Raw genomic sequence first — 19,012 nt, 5'->3', positions numbered from 1 at the left:
GATCTCCGAAAGCGCACTCGATACCGACATCATCAACACATTTTCAGTTGGGATCGTAATACGGAGGGCGTGTCTATCCGAGCTCGAATCACGCTTGCAACTTTTGTAATTGTATGAGCAGCTCGCCAACCTACCCTTCAATGGCAAACCGTAGTTCCTCAAGATAAGGGCTCATATGTTCCCTCACTAGCGCCCGGGTGTAAGCGACATAGGCTTCATCAGGCGATAGCAACTTCACCAGATCTTCAAGATCAGTCCCCGGATCGCGCCCTTCCTTCATGGCGGCGAATGTATGACGAATAGCTGACATGACTACTCGACGATGACGAGCGCGCATTTGAAGTAGTTCAGCCCTGGCCAAGCCAAGATATCGGATGCTCGCGACCCCTTTCGGGCTGAGCTGACCGGCGATGATGGCGGGTTCTATCCTACCGTCATCAAGGAACACCAAGTGCTCCGCTGGATCATCGACGCAAGGATTTAAAAGCAACGGCTCCTCATTCCTTAACCCCCGGGGTCCCGTCGCCCGCTGAGACTCGTCGACTAGCGGGAAGTAGTTCGCCTTGCCGATTACTCGCTTGCGGTTGTCATAGTCAGGTTGGGTTCTCGGCCGATTACAATCGGCGCAAGAGATCAGCAAATTGGGCCATTTTGCAGCCAACCAGTAGTAGCCGTCCTTTTTTATCGGATCGCCCCCTGGGACAGCCGACTCCACAATCACGGCTCCTTTGGGACGGAAATGCTCGATGTCACCCGACTGAGTGCCGGCAAGGATTGACTCGCAAAATGCGCACTTGCGACCAAAAAGCTTATCCAACTTGTCCCGGACGCTCTTGGTGGAATATGCTGCAAACTTCAGCTTCTCGTTCGCGATTTTGGCGATTCGATTCCTTCGCCGTTCTTTGACCCCCGCAGCAGCAAAACCCTTTGGCGCACTATCCTTGGGCCGATCGACCTTGATCATAGTGGAGTTACCTCATCTGGCGATGTCTTGGGCGACATCTCCTGCATGACAAACCTCAGTCGAGCAACAGTTGCCTTCGAGAGCTTCTCGGCGCTCACATTCTGCAGCGCTGGTAGTTCTTCGGTGCCTGAGGAATCAAGTAGCTGTAGAGCCAGCCGTTCGCGCTTGGTAGTCCCCAGATATCGTTCATCGGTCAATTCCTGGACGAGCTCCTTGAGTCTCGACTCATCCTCTTCGGTACGATTCGGTGTTCCCAGCAGTGTTTCGTATTCTTTGATGTCCGCTTCCATTTGCGGATCTGCAGTACTGCGTAGCCCAAAGTGCTCCGAGGACAGCAACTGTTCTACCCGAAGCTTTGAAACCGGGGGTAGGTCTTCCAGGGCATAGATATGACCGAGCCTGTCTCGCTTCAGTACCGCCACTTCCCCCTCGTAAAGGCCCCGAAGGCACAACGGATCGTGGGTGCTATAAATGAACTGAGTGCGTGGAAATGCACTTCGCAGAGCGGACAAGCATTGCAAGCGCCAGGCCGGGTGGAAGTGATTGCCCAGCTCATCAATCAGGACGACTCCTTCTGTTGATTCTATGTCTGAGCCAAACCGATACAGTACTTGCATGATATCCACCGCCATGCCTAGCATCGACTGGTAGCCATCGCTCAGATGACTGATTCGACGCCCTAGTGCACCACCTACCTCCAGTGAAAGGTCGCCCACTCCACCCCCTTGGATTACCTTCACAAGATGGTCATCAGGCATCAGACTGGCGAGCACTCGGTTGACTTCATCCAACTGCTCGTGAGCAAGCTCCGCCAACCACTCCTCCGGGGCAGTCAGTGGCAAAAACGGGTCAAAAAGGTTATCGATTTTTGCGTGGTTTAACCCCGCCTTTGGCTTATGGCGCCCTCGTGGAAGTAATCTCGTTGCGCCGTAAGCCAATACAAGTGACCTAGAATGCTCAGTGTTGAAGCTGAGAGGCTTGGATCGTCGAAACGTTACGACCGTGTCTTCGTCCGCACCAACCACCGACACCCTAACCTCGCCCTCGTAGGCGTCAGCAGATAGTAGCTTGGCGCTGGTCATTTTTAGACGTTTCGCGTAGGCCTTCCCCGACAACGCCAAGGCCAAGGCCCGTAACACAGTGCTCTTACCCACCCCGTTTTCACCAAGCAGAGCAAAACAAGGCGCTTGCTCCGACAGCGACTGGCTGAGGTCGAGATCCAAGTGGTGGATGGGGCCATAATTTTTGATCTGGATTCGAGTGATGTATTGAGAGATGGCTTTATAGCTTTCGACTCCGATACCCAATTCAGTATCGATGGAAATCTGTGCCGTACCAGGCATAAAACGGCTGGGTCCAGCATCGACCGGATCCCTGGTAAGCGGTCTATCCCCGGCGCGTAGCAACTGTCGCCAAACAGCACAGTGAGCAGAGTGGCCCTCGGCTCGTGCGACCCGCTCCTCATTACTAGCGCTCTCGAATAGTTTTGCCTGTTCCGAACGTGCGAGCACCAACTGCCGACGGTTCAGGTCAAAGAGTTTGATGTTATCCCAGCCGCGAGCCGTGTGCGCCTCTACGGAGCCGTCCGACATGAATATCAAATGCTCATCGGGATCGTCCCTACAGGGGTCAAGGAGCACTGGACTCTCAAACTCGACGATTTCGATGTATGGAGCGCCGCTTTTTGCGAGGGAGTTGTAAAGAGGAAAACGATCAGCCTTGTAGCGATTGCACGTAGAACAAGCCCAATAGAGATTGCGCCAGTCAAGCTGCAGATGCCAATAATTCTGATCGAAGGATTCAGACGCAGACCGGGAAGATTTAGGCCTAAATCGCTCTATAACACCAGCAGAAGTACGATCCGCGTATATCTCGCAGTAGCAGCAACGATGTTGGAAAACTTCACTTAGAAGATCGCGAAGCGACCTCAGATGGTTATAAATTTTGCTCGGATAACCGGCGCGAGTTGTAACTAAGCTCTTGGCCAGGATGATGCTGGCCGAGTGCTCAGGCGGGAAATCAGATAGATAGGGGGTGAGGTAATCTGGGCACGCTGGCCGGTGGATCGGGGTCATCCTTGTCTCCTTGGCTTGCAATTACGCATACGGAGCAATGTGCTGGCACAAACCTGGGGCTCTCGCCATTGCGGGAGTTGGGCAGCGGCCGAAGCAGTCAGAGTTTTGCATGAGTGTCAAAGGGCGTCTTGTGCACCGTGGCCGCATGCATCGCCAAGCCACCTACCACCCCTAGCGACGCATCTCCATGGTGTATCTCACTACCTGGAAAGTGACGTTTGACAGCCTCTGCGATATAGGGCGCTCGCGACATGCCGCCGGTAAGCAATACAATCGGAGTTCGGCCAGCGGTCGCCCCCCTCACCTGACTGAGCAACTCGTTGAAGGAGCGCATGTACCTTTCATATCCAAACTCCAGATCAGATGTCCCCGCCTTGGCTCGAAGCCCCTTCTGCACGTAATCGAGAGAAACGTCTGCTTCAGCTTCTGAACTGAGAGCGACCTTGAGCCTTTCTACGTCACGATTCATCCTGACAGCGACCCCATACCGCTGCAGCGCAAGCAAACGCTTCTTGTAAGGAGCTTTGATCGAATCAACGTCTACTTTTCGAAAGGCCGCTTGCCGATTCTGGTCGCTGACCATGGCAGCGTCGACGTAAAACGGTGCGAGCAGGCGACAGTCATTTTTTCCAAATAGTGGCATTACCGCGCGAAGAGAAAGTCCAAGGTCCACATCGGTGCCGCCCTTAGCTAAGCCCCAACTGGCGTCCAGCTTCGGCGCCCCCTCCTGACCACCGACATGCCCAACGGCGATATCAGTGGTACCACCTCCTACATCCACGACTACCGCAAACTGGGACTCTGGGAAATCCATGTGATAGGTTATTGCGGCTGCTGCGGGCTCTGCTAGGAAATCCACTGATTTGAATCCCGCACGATGTGCTGCTTCGCGCAGTAGCGCCACTGCCTGGTCACTTCCCTCTGGCCCCATGGAGCTTCTAAATACAACAGGCCTGCCAATAGTGGCTTCAGTGACATCGACACTCAATTGCTCAGTCGCCGCACGCCGGACGTGCTTTAGGACATTCGAGACGATTTTCACAATCGCTTCGCGCTGTGGAGCAGCTAACCTGAAACCAAGCATGGATTTCGGAGATTGAATGAGTCGGCCTTCCTCGTACCAAAAGAATTCCTCAATCGCGTCTTCGCCAAAAACTGCTGATTCGTCGACGTTAATCGAGCTAGCCCTACCCGCCTCCCTCTGTTCATGGGCCCAATGGCGTCGAGCTGCGGAAATGGTCGCTCTCCGAATTTCCGCAGCCAAAGGCGATACAGGCTTCCTCAGCTCCGAGGTAGCCAAGGAAATTCGAGCCTGTACCTTCTCTTGAGTAATGTCGCCATTCTTCGCTAGCGATCGATAGTGGAACCGAATTTTGCTGGTTGCCTCGTCGTATTCTCCGAGAGCCTTCGTATACGCCGCCGTCGAAGCACTAAGGTTATCGCGGACCTGCTGCTCATAGGCGTCTGGCTGGAAAAGGGTCCAGTCAATAGACTTCTCCGGTATGAATACCGCAGTTCGAAACTGGCTGTCGCCGCCGAAGGAAATATGTCGAAGCTCACCGTCTATGTAGGCAGCTGCTGCGGTGTAGCTCGTTCCAAAATCAATACCTATGCGCATGCTCATCCTAGACATTCAAAGCGGAGGTCGCAGAACCCACCTCCCAACGTTACTGGGGTGTAGGCAATATGCTATCACTTTCAGTCAGGTTGTGATCGGGGGTTCACAATTAGGAGTCTCAACTGATCCATGCGCGGGGAGAGGTCATCAAACACCTACAAAGTACACGCCGTCCTCGACTCCCGGATGCCATCGAAAAGCTTGAGCACGAGCTTGAAACCTTCGATAGCGCAGAAGAAGACATCCCACGAAGGCTGACAGAGCTAATGGGACTTCATGGGACTCCTTATTCCGAGGTACAGGCGCTCTGCCGATACTTGGACGGTCATTCACCTTTCGAAACGAAGCACGGCGTCAAAGGTGCTCAATTCAAAAATGTGCTTGTCGTTGTAGGTAGAGGTTGGAGCAAGTACAACTTCGGGGAAATGCTTGAGAGTGCGAGCCGTCCAACTGTGCCCGCGAACAGGCAAGAGAAATTTGAGCGCAATCGCAATCTATTCTACGTGGCCTGCTCCAGGCCCCAGATCCGATTGGCGTTGTTGTTCACTCAAGAGATATCTGCCCCCGCAAGCGCAACTCTACGGAACTGGTTCGGCGTTGATTCAATCACGGAGGTGCAGTTCTAGCCTCCCAGACCCGGCCCCGAAATTCAGTTGCTACGGAAACCGGATCGATCACTGAAGTAAGGCCCTGATACAGACATGCTCACGTCATTCCCGAGAACAGAATACGTGAGTATGTTCAAACAGCTATTAACGTTGATTGCCACGTGTGGGATCTAACTTCTGGTGCTGAGTCAGCACGCCAACGCACTCCCCATTGACCATAATCGAATGTACCCAGTTACCTGCCGCAGCTGCAACTGCTCGATCGTCACCAAAAATCACGTCAACTTGGCATGGCACCATTTGCCATTGCCCCAGCACGAACCAGCCGCGAGTCGGGAAGCTAGTTGGTCGAATGTGTTGGCCAGCTCGAAGGCCGGGAAGGCTTCTGGGACGCCGTGGTCTGGGTCTACCTGCATACGCAGGGTAATGGCCGCGGGCTGGTTGCGGAGACTGCTTACCCTGGATTAACCCATCCCTGCAACGCTGTTTGACCGGCGAACAAGTGGCGCATACCGTCGACGGCCAGAAAGCTGAGGCTTTGGGGAGCGGATTGAAGGCCACCTCCACACTGCGCCTGATCGACAATCACAGCCCAGCGAAACCGACAGGACCCTCACTCGAACCTTGAAGCAGTTACTCAGCCAGGAGGATGTACAGGTGCTGGATCATGTCATTGTCGGCAGTGGTGAAACGTTTTCGTTTGCAGAGGAAAGCCTTATCTAATGCTCCAAGGCCAGTGACAGTATCTGCAGCACTGGCCTCCCACATCTCATTCAACGGTTCTAACGTCCACGATTGCCCGCCTTGCATGCTCAACCCCTTCAACGATGTCCTTGATCAAGCTATTCACTTGCTCAGGATCGACAAAGTAAGGACTGGTCCAGTCCTCATGCTCGAAGTTGAACAGCATCGTGCTGTCGCCATCTACCTCGACTTCCATGCCTTGGTGTTCGACAACGACTTGCTCCCAGTAATAGCTATCCTCATCCCTGAAAACGTTCAACAGCGCTTCGCTCGCTTTGCACACCGGCCGCAGGTACCGCAGAGCAGATATCCGGGGCAAGTAACGTGCTAGATCATTCATCAAAGCAAAGCCTTGCTCCATGATGATGGGATCTCGACTGTCTACGTCTTTCACCGCAACCGAGTAGGTTTTGGCCACCCGTACAGCGCGCCAAAACTCTTCGATGAACTCCCCGAGCCCATCGAGTACCTCTCGCTCAACTTTTGAGTCTGCGACCAGATTGACAAGTCCCTCAGCATCAACAGAACGCAAGAGTCCTTCAACAGCGTCTTTGGAGTCTCGTCTATTCGGCAGCGCATCCAGCTTGTTCCTGAGCGCGTCCATGGTCTCAGCCAAGAAGCTCACATCCAACATTGGGAGATAGGGGTACTGATGGATCACGGGGTGAGCCACCCCCCACTTCCACATCAAAAAATTACTCGCAAACAAATATCCTTTGAGTTCCCTCCACCCCATGATGTGAAGCATGGGGACAGCCACACCCACCTCAGAGGCAGCGTTAGCGTCATCTGAACGAGCATCCGTCCTGCGCTGATTGGCCTCATCCACCCAATCCTGCAAGGCCTTCGGCACGCCGTCGCGACTCAACAGAAAGATGTAGTGGGCAACCGGCTTACTAAAGCTCTGAAGCTTCTGAACTTCATCCTCAAGATGGGAGACGTAAACCTTTCCTTGGTTTTTACACTGGGCTGCAGCCAGAGTCGCCGGATCATAAATGTCCACACCACCCTGTGAATCGCCACTGACACCCCGTGCAACGATCCGTGAGTAAGGGCCCCCGATGATGGGAAACCCTTGTTTACTCAGGACGTGCTCAAAAATATCTAGGCAGAGATCTTCAAATTCATCACCACGCTTTGGCGCCGCAAAATTTTCAAGCTTGCTGGCAACAGCTTTGGATAGCATTTTCATCACCACTCCTTGTTCCCCTGAAAGCCATCCCAGGCAGCAATCATCCAATCCTGATGGAACCATACGTCAAACAACCCCTCCATGACATGAGGCATTACATCGAGTCTCTGCACAAACACGGACCTGCCCTTTTCCTCGATCAAAGGAAATGCCGTTCTCTTAAGATCACGCCGCGCGCTGTTGTAGATGTAATCACGGCTAGTCAGGACTACCCGATGGCCCGCTCGGATCATCGTCGAGAGCGCTGGGAGTATCCGGTTCCATTCCATCACCAGGTCGGCTTCGTACTGCATCGCCCCAAAGGCGTCATCAACCCAGATGAACTGCGATGCTTCGTCCGTATTCCAGTGTTCTCGAATTTGCTCGGGCTTTTCCAGCTTCAACACCCTACTTCCCCACTTATCCATCGCACACATGGCCATAATCGATGACGGGGACTCCGCTATCGCAGAAATCACTCATTTTTATTGGCGTCTTATCAGACAAAATCTTGAGATGACGCGTGCTCGCGCTCCGTTCTATGTCGAGGAAGCTTATTGGGCAAGCACAGGACGCGCCCTTCCCCCCGGCACTGTGGATTGATGGCATATGCACTCTAGACGAACCATCAGAGAGCATTGTCGGCCGACTCTCCATCAGCGGTATCCCAACTTACTCTGATGATGTGCTGGTATTGTGCCCCGAATGGCTGCACTACCTGGAATGGCGGCATGATCAGGGCAATTGGATGCACTACCTCGACAGGAACGGTGCCTGCGTCGCAGGACTTATCTGGTGGCGTGATGGTGCCCCTCAGGACGTAAACCAAGATCAGTTCTGGGGCGAAGGTGTCGCCCTCGTAGCAACACGAGAGGGACGGAGCGCGTTGGAGGGTGTTGCCGGCCCTCTGAACATTGGCGTCCATTCACGTAGATCTGCAGATGGTACGAGCCCCTCTGAGCTGCATGAGCCGAGTTGAGCAATAATGTTCGAACATCAGCAAGGCGCCCTAATCAGGTGCCTTTTGACGAGGGGGCCTATCAACAATGATTGGCGCCCAGTGAATCGCCCCCTGGTTTCGCAGAAGCCTCCAAGCCCAGCAAACCAATTACGCGGATGCAAATATTTGGTCGACCACAGTCGATCGTAGTCACTGCTCTCGAGCGAGAGCGGACTAGCTTTTCCTTGATGAGCCATGCACCCTCCCTCCAGATCCAATGAGGAGTTACACCGGAAGCCATCAATTACCATGCTGGAGTTCGTGAGAAATCGCCGCTCGCGAGCGCTCTCGCACTCTATGTAACTGGGGGCAAAACTGGGGGGCATCATTAGTTTTTTATGACCTGAAACTACCGCCCTAGAGCCCAGTCAAAATGTTTTTTGGCGACCCTGACAGTCTTTAGGGATCGTCTGGCAGGCTGTTCGGCTGATCATTTCGGCCTTTGCACAAACCATGGAGCGCCATTCACTTCCAGCGGATTGGACTGCCCCCCGCTCCCGTAGACTTTTCCCGACCCTATCGTATGCGTGATTACGATCCGAGCCGCGGGCATACGACCTGCGGCTCATAATGATGAGTCACTGTGAAATGCGCAGGATGTGCGGTACGCATCTTAGTTGTCAGCGACTCTCCAGCAGTCCATTTCAAGATGCGCTGACGGGCCAACCTTTATGCGTGAGTGAGGTACCAGCGCCAGTCCTGTTCCCCGACTTCAGCATTGAATTGACGGAACTCGCGCCACTTGATCGCCAGGAACACCTTCAGGAACTCAGCGCCCAGCGCCTCACGTGCCCAGGTTGAACGTTGCAGTGCCTGCAACGCTGTCAGCCAGTCTGTGGGTAGAAAATCGGTCGCCTGTTCATAGCCGTTCCCCACAATCGCCGCGCCGGGATCGCTTTGATGCGTGATGCCGTAGTGAATGCCCGCAAGTAACGCGGCAGCGGCAAGATAGGGGTTGGCATCGGCACCGCAAATGCGGTGTTCGATATGCCGACTCATTGCAGGGCCGCCGGGCACGCGGAACGACACAGTACGGTTGTTGACGCCCCAACTTTTAGCCAGCGGCGCGTAACTACCGGTTTGGAAGCGTCGATATGAATTGGCGTGGGGGCAAAATATCGCCAGAGAGTCAAACAAGGTTTCCATCATCCCGCCGATGGAGTGCCGCAACAGTGGCGTACCCTGTGGGTCTTCGCTCGCATACAAGTTGTTCCCGTGCTCGTCGGCAAGGCTGACGTGCAAGTGCATACCGCTGCCGGCCTGGTCGCTGAATGGCTTGGCCATGAAGCACGCTTGCAGCCCATGTTTGTTGGCCACACCTTTGACCAGCCGTTTGTAACGTACGCCTTCATCAATGGCCTGAAGTGCGTCGAAACGATGCTCCAGCGTCAACTCGACCTGGCCTGGCGCGTACTCGGATATCGCCGTACGTACCGGCAACCCCTGCAGCGCGCACGCCGCGTAGAGGTCATCCAGAAACGGTTGAAGCTGCTCCAGCTCGTATACGCCATAGACCTGTGGAGCAACAGGGCGTACGCCATTGGCCTGCAACGCCGGCTGCGGCCGACCGTTGACGTCGCGTTGTCGGTCCAGCAGGTAGAACTCCAACTCAACGGCCATGACCGGATGGAATCCATCGGCTTTCAGCCGCTCGATGGTGGTCACCAGCACGTGGCGCGGGTCCGCCGGTGCGGCGGGAATACCTTGGGTCGGGTGCATGCTCACCTGCACTTGACCGGTGGGGTTGGTGCGCCAGGGTTGTAAGGTCAGGCTTCCCGCCAAGGGGTATGTCCAACAATCGGCGTCAGCAACATCCCAGACCAAGCCGGTGTCTTCTACGTCTTCACCCTGCACGGTCAAGGCGAGAATGGAACTTGGCAAAGGCCGACCATTTTCGTAGATCGCCAGCAGTTCGTCGCGATGCAACAGTTTGCCCCGTGGAACGCCATTCGCGTCGATAAGGAACAACTCGATGCTCAGCACTTCAGGGTGGGCGGCCAGATAATCCAAGGCCTCTTTTTTATCCGCAAATTGCATGTCAAACCTCTTAGCGCTCATTCAAGCGACGGGCAGTATTTAAGAACAATGGCGTTTTCAGACGTGCCGTTATCACGCGATAACCCGCGCGCCAGGCAGGGCAAGCAGCGTGGTCAGTGCGTTATCCAACTCAGCGATCAGCCTGTCGATATCCGCATCACGTGTCTGCGGACAGCACAGGGTCATGTTGTGAAAAGGCGTGATCAGGATTCCGCGATTGATCAAATAGAGATGCAGCGCCATTTGGAGGCTGTCGTGAAAAGCCGCCTCGGCTTGCGCGCCTGTTCTTGGCGGTGTGGCACAGAATTGAAATTCACAACGAGCGCCCAACTCTGTTACCGACCAGTTCAGTTGGTGCCGCTTGAACAACGCTCGAAATCCCTGCGCCAGCCGTGAGGCCAGGGGCAGCATATGCTGGTACGCAGACTCGGTCATGACCTCTTCGAGACTGACACGCATGCAGCGCATCGCCAGTGCGTTGGCGGACAGCGTCGTGCCCATGCCACTGTGGCCATGCCCGCCGCTCTCTTCGCTGATGGTCTTCTGGACGTCGCGCATGGCCGAGGCGACTGGCTCGCTAACGCCAAACACCGCGCAAGGCACGCCACCTGCAATGGGTTTACCCACCACGAAAAAGTCGGGTTTCAACGCCCAGTGGCGCGTGCATCCACCGAGGCCGGTGGAAATAGTGTGGGTCTCATCAATGACCAACAGGCTGCCATATTTAAGGGTCAGCTCTCGACACTTTTGCATGAACCCCGGATCCGGCAGGACCATGCCAATGTTCGTCATCGCCGGCTCGCACATCAGCGCGCACACATCGCCCTGGGCTAACGCCGCCTCCAGTGCGGCGACATCGTTGAAGGGGATGGATCGACTGTATTGGCTCAAGTCGTAGGCTTGGCCCACAAGACCTGAACGGTGCACTGTTTTGCCGTCGCGGTAGCGCACCATCACGTCATCCACGGTGCCGTGGTAGCAGCCATCGAACACCAGCAAGACGTTGCGCTGGGTGATAGCGCGCGCCCAGCGCAGCACATAACGGTTGGCGTCAGTCGCATTGGCGGTCACTTGCCAGTAAGGCAGCTCGAATCGCTCAGCCAGCAACTCGCCGCAGACCACCGCGTCTTCGCCCGGCAGCATCGTGGTCAAGCCATTATTCGCCTGCTCGGTTATGGCGCGGACAATAGGATCAGGTGAATGGCCGAACATCGTCCCGGTGTCGCCAAGGCAAAAGTCGATGTATTCATGCCCGTCGACATCGGTGAAGCGCGCCCCTTTGGCACGCTGGACGAAGAGCGGCGAAGGCATCGACCAATCGCTCATCCAGTGCATGGGCACACCGTTGAACAGATTCGCCTGGGCGCGCTCGGCCAGCGCCAGTGAAGTGGGGTTGTTTTCTATAAACCGGGCACGCTCGGAGGCGGTAAAAGCAGCAATCGCTGATTCACTAATTCCACTGTTCGACATGATCAATACCCCATGTTAATTATCAAATTAATTAAAAGTCCGTTGCTGACTGACAGCCGAATACGGCTCAAAGCACTCATAGGTTCTTTGATACATCGCGCTTGTATAAATCTCGGTTATCGCCCCCCGCCCACAATCGTGGATTGAGCGCGCTGGCGCGTATTCAAACTTACTGATCGCCGTGAGGGGCTTTGTTCTCGACCAGACAGTTCCCGCCATCCACCACAAGGACTTCCCCTGTGATGTAACTGGCGTCAGGCGATGCCAGAAATGCAACCGCCGCCGCCACTTCGCGGGGGCTGCCTGCGCGCCCCATCGGGGTGAAGCGCCCCGCCTCGGCTTCAACGGGGGTGGTTGAGCCCGTGGTGATCCAGCCGGGGGCCACGCTGTTGACGGTAATCCCCTGCCTGGCGACTTCAAGCGAAAGTCCCATGTTCATGCCCACCATCGCTGCCTTGGCGGCGCTATAAGCGGCTTCCCCCGGATTGCTCCCTCGGGTGCCAGTGGTAGAACTGATATTGACAATGCGCCCGTAACTTCTGGCCTTCATACCGGGCAACACGGCTCGGGTCAGCAGAAAGGCGGTGGTCAGGTTTCGGGCCAGTGAAAGGTTCCAATCATGGAGTTCCATCGACGCCAATTCCGAGAAAATCTCAGGGCTGCCGTGCATGGACATCCCGGCATTGTTCACCAGAATATCGACCCGTCCCCAGACTGACTCTGCCCACAGGCTGAATTCACGCACCACGTTTTCATCAGTAAGGTCAACAGGCCGGCCTTCAACTTCAAACCCTTCACGGCGCAGCTCTTTAACCCGATCCACAATGCGGTTGCTGCTGGCAGTGATGATCAACTTCGCTCCGGATGCACCTAGCCTGCGAGCAATAGCCATGCCGATCCCGGATTCACTCCCGGCACCACTGACGAGTGCAACATACCCTCTCAATTGCGTATCCAACATGGTGTGCCCCACGTACTTCATTTGAAAGAGAGTAGAAACTAGGCGAATAAATCTGATACATAAAGACAATCATCATCAGAAAATCTGACAACCCCCATGGCGTTTACCAGTGAGTCACTTAAGATTTTCCTTTCGGTCATCGACAGCGGATCCTTTTCGGCGGCGGCGCGAAAATTAGGCCGGGTCCCCTCGGCCGTCAACATGGCGGTGTCGCAGCTTGAAGCAGAGCTGGATTTGTTGCTGTTTGACCGATCAACTCGCAAAGCCATTCCTACGGCCGCCGCCAAGGCACTTGAGCCCCAGGCACGACAGGTCGCGAGCCAGATCAACCTGCTGGATGCGCATGCCCTCCAACTCCATCAGGGGTTGGAGGAACGCTTGGTCTTTGCGATGGCGCCGGAGTTGCAAACAGGCGTCTGGAATCGTCCGCTGTCGATTATCGCCAGGGAGTTTCCCACGCTTGAAATCGAGATTCGCTCCGCGTCCCATCCGGAGGCTATGCGCATGCTCCATGAAGGGCGTGTGCAATTGGCACTTGGATTTGAACGACCAGGGCTTGATGAGCGGGAAACATTTCTTGAGGCGGGGAGCCAGTTGTTAGTCGCGGTTGCGGCTCCAGATCACCCTGCGGCCGCCGGCAAGAAAAGCCCCTTAAGTGAGGAGCAACTGGTCAACGTTCGGCAGATCATCGTCGCTACAGGAGGCCCTGCAGACTCTGACCCACGTGTTGTGCTGTCGCGGCGGATTTGGCACAGCGACAATTATCTGGCCACGCTGGACCTGGTGCAGCAAGGATTAGGTTGGGCTTATCTTCCAAAATCGCTGGTACACCCTCTCATCACGTCAGGCGCATTGACGGAGGTGGTGTTTGACTACATGCCGAGTCAGATGCGGCTATGGGTCGATATCATCTGGGTAAAAAACCGGCCCCTGGGACTGGGCGCGCTTCGTTACCTGAGCCTGATACGCGAAATCACGGAAGGCGAGCCTCGCCGTATTTGATGAGTAAACGTGCACATTGAGGCTTGCGGCGGCGCCCACTCGCAGTAAAAACAACCACCGCCGACTCGCCCATTCCACGTTTGGACATGATCATAACCTCTTGTCCAATATCGGCATCAATGGGTCACCGGCAGTTTCCAGCGCAGGCGCCGCAATCAATCGCCATGTCCGCGCCAGTGATCGATCGCGCACCGGGTTGGGATAGGAAAAACGCCAGCTCGGCGACTTCTTCCGGCTGGATAAAAAGGAGGTCGAGCGTCACAGAGCAGATCGAACAGGGGTCTGAGTTGTGAGGTTCAATCATTGCTTCAGCGGGCGCTAACCCGCCGTCGCGAAGATCAAACAACTCATCACCCCGTCATTATTAGCCGTCTGGCTCAGCGCGTGTGTAGCCGCTCACCAAACCGCGATATGTGCGTCCGCCCTTGGCTCAGTGCCGCCGCACAACACGCCGGTGGCCGGGTCACGCAGGATGATCTGCCCCCGCCCGTAGTCGGTCAGGTCGCTGTCGGTCTGCACCTTGTGCCCGCGCCGTGCCAGCGCATTGACCAGGTCGCGCGAAGCGCCATGTTCGATGCCGACCTTCATGTCGCCCAGCCATTGCCAGCGTGGCGCGTCCAATGCCGCCTGGGGGTTGAGACCGAAGTCCACCAGGTTCATCACCATCTGCACATGGCCCTGGGGCTGCATGTAGCCGCCCATCACGCCGAACGGTCCAAGGGCCTGGCCGTCTTTGCTGAGAAAACCCGGGATGATGGTGTGGAAGGTTTTCTTGCCCGGTGCCAGGCAATTGGAATGGGACTCATCGAGGCTGAATTCCTGCCCGCGATTCTGCAAGGCGATGCCGCTGTCGGGCAGCACCACGCCGGAGCCGAAGCCGTGGTAGTTGCTCTGGATGAACGAAACCATATTGCCTTCGGCGTCGGCGGTCGCCAGGTACACCGTGCCGCTGGCATGGGGGGCGCCGGGTTTGGGCGGCTGCGCCTGCTCGCCGATCTCGCTACGGCGACGGGTGCTGTAGTCGTCACTCAGCAGGTCGGCCACCGCCACGCGCATGTGCGCGGGGTCGGTGATGTAATGCAGGCCGTCGCTGTAGGCCAGCTTCATGGCTTCCAGCTGGCGATGCCAGGTTTGCTGGCTGTCGCGGTGATCGAAGTTGAAACCTTCGAGGATCTTCAGCGCCATCAGTGCAACCAGGCCCTGCCCGCTCGGCGGGATTTCCCAAACATCCACACCCCGGTAATTGATGTGGATCGGCTCCACCCACTGCGCGCGGTAATCCTGGAGGTCGCTGGCGCGCAGGTAGCCGCCGCTGGCGCGCGAATGCGCATCCAGGCGCTCGGCCAGCGCGCCGCGATACAGGCTTTCGCAGCCGGTGGCGGCGAGTTCTTCCAGGGTGCGGGCCTGGGCCGGGTTACGGAAAATCTCCCCCGCCCGAGGCGCGCGCCCGTCGATGAGGAAGGTGTCGAACCAGGCTTGCAGCACCTCATCGCGGTGCGGGCTGAATTCGTTCAAGGAGATCTGCCATTGATGGGCAACCACCGGAGACAGCGGGAAACCGTCGCGCGCCAGGCTGATGGCCGGCTGCAGCAAATCGGCAAACGGCAATTTACCAAAGCGTTTGGACAACTCGGCCCACGCCGACGGGCAACCGGGCACCGTCACCGAGGTCCAGCCGTACAGCGGCATCTGCTGATGCCCCGCCGCCTTGACCGCCTCGATACTCAAGGCGGCCGGCGCATGGCCGTTGCCGTTCAGGCCATGCAACTGGCCCTTGCACCACACCAGCGCAAAGGCATCGCCGCCCAGGCCACAACCGGTGGGCTCGACCACGGTCAGCGCGGCGGCGGTGGCAATGGCGGCATCAATGGCGTTACCGCCCTTCTGCATGATTTCGATACCGGCCTGGGCCGCCAGCGGTTGCGAAGCGGCGACCATGCCGCGACGCGCGAACACGCTCTGGCGTTGCGACGGATAGGGGTATTCGTGAGCGGAAAATTTCAACATGGCAAAGGCTCTTCAAAAAAGGTCATAACACGCGGCTGAGAAACGCCCGGGTCCGCGGATGGCTGGGATGGCTGAAAATCTGCTCCGGCGGCCCTTGTTCGATCAGTTCGCCCTGGTCGAGCACCACCACGCGGTCGGCCACTTCACGGGCAAAGCCCATTTCGTGGGTGACCACCACCATGGTCATGCCCTCCTCGGCCAACTCCTTCATCACCTGCAGCACTTCGCCGACGGTTTCCGGGTCGAGGGCGCTGGTGGGCTCGTCAAACAACATCGCCTGGGGTTTCATCGCCAGGGCACGCGCAATCGCCACCCGCTGCTGCTGGCCGCCGGAGAGCATCGACGGGTAGTGGCTGGCCTTGTCCGCCAGGCCGACCCGCGCCAGCAAGCCCCGAGCCTGTTCCAGCGCCTGGGCACGCGGTACGCCGAGCACCTGGATCGGCGCTTCGATGATGTTTTCCAATGCGGTCATGTGCGGGAACAGGTTGAAGCGCTGGAACACCATGCCGATGTCGCGGCGCTGACGGGCGATGTTGCGCTCCGAATCGCGCACCAGGCTGCCATCGGCACGTTCGCGATAGCCCATGGCGCGGCCATTGACGCGAATGCGCCCGCCCTGGATGTCTTCCAGCAGGTTGATGCAGCGGATAAAGGTGGTCTTGCCGGAGCCGGAGGCGCCGATCAGCACGACCACTTCGCCGCGCCGCACTTGCAGGGAAATGCCCTTGAGGATCTGCAACTCGCCGAACGACTTCTGGATATCCTGTGCGTCAATGATCAGCTCTTCACTTTGGTGCGCCATGGTTAACGTCCCCTCAGCAGTTTCAGGGTGCTGCGACCGAACATGCGGCTGGCGGCCGGAGGTGGCGCCGAAGGTCGATCGGACTGGCCGAAACGGTTTTCGAGCCAGCGTTGGAAAAAGCCCCACAGCGTGGTCAAGGTCAGGAAGTAGATCGCGACGACCAGGTACAACTCGAATACGCGAAACGTCGCCGAGGTCACCATCTGCGTGCTGAGCAACAACTCCTGCACGCCGATCACACTCACCAGCGTGGTGTTCTTGAGCATCACATTGAACTCATTGCCCAGCGGCGGCACGATCACCCGAAACGCCTGAGGCAGCACGATGCGCCGCATCAGCTTGCCGAACCCCATGCCCAGGGAACGCCCGGCTTCGTACTGGCCCTTGTCCACCGCGCCAATGCCGGCGCGGATGATTTCGGCCATGTACGCGCCTTCATTCAGGCCCAGGGCGATGATCGCCGCCTGGATATTGCCGGGGATGATCAACCCGAACAGCTCAATGTCCTCGAAGCGGAAGATCCCGCCCGCTGCCAGTGCGGTGTACAAAAACACGATCTGCACCAGCAACGGCGTGCCGCGCATCAGCCACACGTAAAGGCGTACCGGCAGGTGCAGCAGCGGGTTCTTCGACAGACGCAACAGCGCCGCCGCCAGGCCCAGCACACAGCCGAGCAGCATCGCCAGCACGCTGATCAGGCACGTCAGCCACAGCCCGGTGAGGTAGACCCCACTGGGCTGCAGCAGGTATTGCCAGAACACATCCCAATTGAAATTCATCGTGGTGGAACCTCAGTCAAGTGTGTCGCTGCTGACATGCCATTTGTTGAGCAATTGCACATAGCTGCCGTCGCTGCGCATGTCGCTGATGATCTGCTGCACGGCGGCGGTCAGTTGCGGGTCGTCCTTGCGCATGCCCAGGCCGGTGAGGATGCGGCTGAATGCAGGCACCCCTTCCTGAAACAGCTCCGGGGCCATCGCCGCGTAGTAACCGGCGGTTTCCACGGTGGTGCCATAGGCGTCGACCTGGCTGATGCGCAGCGCCTGGAACGCATCGGTGTCGGTGTTGTAGACCACCAGTTTCATCGGTGGCTTGCCAGCCTTCGCGAGGCTCTCGTTCTGAGTGTCGAGCAGGGTCTTGATGGTAGAGCCGTTGAGCACCGCCACCTTGTGCGCGGACAGATCATCCAGGGTCTTGATGCCTTTGGGGTTGCCCTTGGGCACCACCACCGCCTGGCTGGAATACATGTAGTTGACGATATCGATTACCTGGCGCCGCTCGGGCTTGTCGAACAGTTGGTCGACGATCATGTCGCACTGTTGGGCAAGCAGTGCCGGCACCAGGCCGGAAAACGGAATGACCCGCCATTGCACGGTTTTATTGCCCAGGCGCTTGGCGATTTCCAGGCCCAGGTCGACGGTGAGCCCACGCGGCTTCTGGGATTCGTCGAAGGACACCAAGGGCGGTGAATCCATCCCCGAGCAGTAGACAAGTTTGTCGACTTTCTGCAATCGCTCCGGTACCTGGGGCGCAGCCGCCGCCCATTGTGTGCAGAGACCAAGGGTTACAGCCACCAGCAAGGCGCGGCGTTGTTTATGCATGACCAGACACTCCAGTTCGTTGGTTAACGGGGCAGGACTCAAAGTCAAAACACGGGCGGGCTCGGGCCCACCTCTGGTTATTTTTCCGATTGCAGGAATTGAATCAGCGCCGGCACGGTGCCTTCGATGTGTTCGCGCACTACGGCCTCGGCGCGGGCCGCGTCGCCGGAGCGGATGGCGTCAAGGATTACTGCGTGTTCCTGGCGGGCGCTGAGGGGTTTCTCGCCGTGCTGCAACCACAGGCGCATGGGCGCCTCGACCAGCGAGTACAGTGCCGAGATCTGCTTCATCAACCGCGGGCGCCCGCTGAGGCTGCACAAGTATTCGTGAAACGCGCGGTGCCGGCTGACCCAGGCGGCACTTTCGTCACGGTAGTCGTCCATCTCATCGAGCATACGTTCCAGTGCAGCCAATTGACGCTCGCCGATGCGTGCCACTGCCACACGCACTGCCAGGCCTTCGAGAGCGCTGCGCATCTCGAACACTTCGTGCAGTTCATCGATATCCAGGCCACCGACGACAGCGCCGCGATTGGGCCGCAAAGTCACCAGGCCCTGGGCATCCAAGCGGCGGAAGGCTTCGCGCACTGGCATGCGGCTCATGCCGATCTCGCTGGCGATGTCCTCGGCAATCAACCGATCGCCTTTGCGCAAACGACCGCCGCAGATGGCGTCGAGGAGGAAGTTGTAGGCCTCCTCTTCGGCAGTGAGAGGCTGGCGGTCACCATAAGTGGGGGAAAATTGCATTGGCAGCCTCTTTGTATTTTTGTATCCAATTATCCATGGATGCAATAAAGCACGGGGCGTGCCAACAACGTTTGGTGCGGGTTAACTCACTGATTCGAATGCGATCTTTGGTTTATACGCGGGATCGATGCCGCAAGAACAAATAGCCATGTGCTACTAAATGGCACAGCGGCGGTCTGTTTCTGTGCAAAGAAGTAGCGGGTGTG

The 19,012-nt window shown here is 57.2% G+C and carries 15 protein-coding genes and 1 pseudogene; 2 read left to right on the top strand and 14 right to left on the bottom strand.

The window, feature by feature from the left end:
• Positions 1-130: 130 nt before the first annotated feature.
• The 3 genes from A7D21_RS19230 to A7D21_RS19215 all read right to left on the bottom strand — a co-directional run bounded on the left by A7D21_RS19230 (position 131) and on the right by A7D21_RS19215 (position 4,663).
• Positions 131-964 (bottom strand): hypothetical protein, encoded by an 834-nt coding sequence (locus A7D21_RS19230; RefSeq protein ID WP_069552390.1) that lies wholly within the window; start codon positions 962-964, stop codon positions 131-133.
• Positions 961-3,039, bottom strand: coding sequence for an AAA family ATPase (locus tag A7D21_RS19225; RefSeq protein ID WP_083272209.1), 2,079 nt, complete (start codon positions 3,037-3,039; stop codon positions 961-963). Before A7D21_RS19225 ends, A7D21_RS19230 begins: the two co-directional genes overlap by 4 nt.
• 97 nt (positions 3,040-3,136) lie before the next feature.
• Entirely contained in the window at positions 3,137-4,663 is a 1,527-nt protein-coding gene (locus A7D21_RS19215; RefSeq protein WP_141718247.1) for an Hsp70 family protein, read from the bottom strand.
• 1,151 nt (positions 4,664-5,814) lie between these two features.
• Between A7D21_RS19215 and A7D21_RS36645 the strand changes: the two genes are divergently transcribed.
• Complete coding sequence (locus A7D21_RS36645; protein ID WP_083272207.1) at positions 5,815-5,988, top strand: JAB domain-containing protein; 174 nt, start codon at positions 5,815-5,817, stop codon at positions 5,986-5,988.
• Positions 5,989-6,034: 46 nt separating this feature from the next.
• On the opposite strand, the gene A7D21_RS19205 is transcribed toward A7D21_RS36645, so the two are convergent.
• The 5 genes from A7D21_RS19205 to A7D21_RS19180 all read right to left on the bottom strand — a co-directional run bounded on the left by A7D21_RS19205 (position 6,035) and on the right by A7D21_RS19180 (position 12,648).
• The gene (locus A7D21_RS19205) at positions 6,035-7,201 is read right to left on the bottom strand and encodes a hypothetical protein (RefSeq protein ID WP_069552386.1); all 1,167 of its coding nucleotides are present in this window, start codon (positions 7,199-7,201) and stop codon (positions 6,035-6,037) included.
• Entirely contained in the window at positions 7,201-7,608 is a 408-nt protein-coding gene (locus A7D21_RS19200; protein WP_371859228.1) for a hypothetical protein, read from the bottom strand. The genes A7D21_RS19205 and A7D21_RS19200 overlap by 1 nt, the downstream gene beginning before the upstream one ends.
• 1,241 nt (positions 7,609-8,849) lie before the next feature.
• The gene (locus A7D21_RS19190; RefSeq protein ID WP_069552383.1) at positions 8,850-10,217 is read right to left on the bottom strand and encodes a glutamine synthetase family protein; all 1,368 of its coding nucleotides are present in this window, start codon (positions 10,215-10,217) and stop codon (positions 8,850-8,852) included.
• A gap of 72 nt (positions 10,218-10,289) precedes the next feature.
• A complete protein-coding gene (locus tag A7D21_RS19185; protein ID WP_053256188.1) occupies positions 10,290-11,687 on the bottom strand; it encodes an aspartate aminotransferase family protein in 1,398 nt (465 codons plus the stop codon).
• A 169-nt stretch (positions 11,688-11,856) separates the two neighbouring features.
• Entirely contained in the window at positions 11,857-12,648 is a 792-nt protein-coding gene (locus A7D21_RS19180) for an SDR family NAD(P)-dependent oxidoreductase (protein WP_069552382.1), read from the bottom strand.
• Positions 12,649-12,744: 96 nt separating this feature from the next.
• On the opposite strand from A7D21_RS19180, the gene A7D21_RS19175 reads away from it, so the two are divergent.
• Positions 12,745-13,650 carry a LysR family transcriptional regulator gene (locus A7D21_RS19175; protein WP_003236546.1) on the top strand — a complete coding sequence of 302 codons (906 nt, stop codon included), beginning with the start codon at positions 12,745-12,747 and terminating at the stop codon, positions 13,648-13,650.
• A 124-nt stretch (positions 13,651-13,774) separates the two neighbouring features.
• Here A7D21_RS19175 and A7D21_RS36280 read toward each other — a convergent pair.
• From A7D21_RS36280 to A7D21_RS19150, 6 genes and pseudogenes are all read right to left on the bottom strand, one after another.
• Positions 13,775-13,894, bottom strand: a pseudogene (locus A7D21_RS36280) (SDR family NAD(P)-dependent oxidoreductase); the annotation flags it as partial.
• Between the two features lie 152 nt (positions 13,895-14,046).
• Entirely contained in the window at positions 14,047-15,657 is a 1,611-nt protein-coding gene (locus tag A7D21_RS19170; RefSeq protein WP_069552381.1) for a gamma-glutamyltransferase family protein, read from the bottom strand.
• A 22-nt stretch (positions 15,658-15,679) separates the two neighbouring features.
• Positions 15,680-16,459 (bottom strand): amino acid ABC transporter ATP-binding protein, encoded by a 780-nt coding sequence (locus A7D21_RS19165; RefSeq protein ID WP_053256191.1) that lies wholly within the window; start codon positions 16,457-16,459, stop codon positions 15,680-15,682.
• Positions 16,460-16,461: 2 nt separating this feature from the next.
• Positions 16,462-17,238 carry an amino acid ABC transporter permease gene (locus A7D21_RS19160; protein ID WP_053256192.1) on the bottom strand — a complete coding sequence of 259 codons (777 nt, stop codon included), beginning with the start codon at positions 17,236-17,238 and terminating at the stop codon, positions 16,462-16,464.
• Between the two features lie 12 nt (positions 17,239-17,250).
• Positions 17,251-18,060, bottom strand: coding sequence for an ABC transporter substrate-binding protein (locus tag A7D21_RS19155; protein WP_053256193.1), 810 nt, complete (start codon positions 18,058-18,060; stop codon positions 17,251-17,253).
• Between the two features lie 77 nt (positions 18,061-18,137).
• Positions 18,138-18,806, bottom strand: coding sequence for a GntR family transcriptional regulator (locus A7D21_RS19150; protein ID WP_053256194.1), 669 nt, complete (start codon positions 18,804-18,806; stop codon positions 18,138-18,140).
• Between the last annotated feature and the right edge of the window lie 206 nt (positions 18,807-19,012).

The sequence above is a fragment of the Pseudomonas sp. AP19 genome, from assembly GCF_001728855.1.
Taxonomy (GTDB): Bacteria; Pseudomonadota; Gammaproteobacteria; order Pseudomonadales; family Pseudomonadaceae; genus Aquipseudomonas; species Aquipseudomonas fluorescens.
The sequence above is the reverse complement of the archived record's forward strand: the minus strand, read 5'-3'. Positions and strand labels throughout refer to the sequence as shown.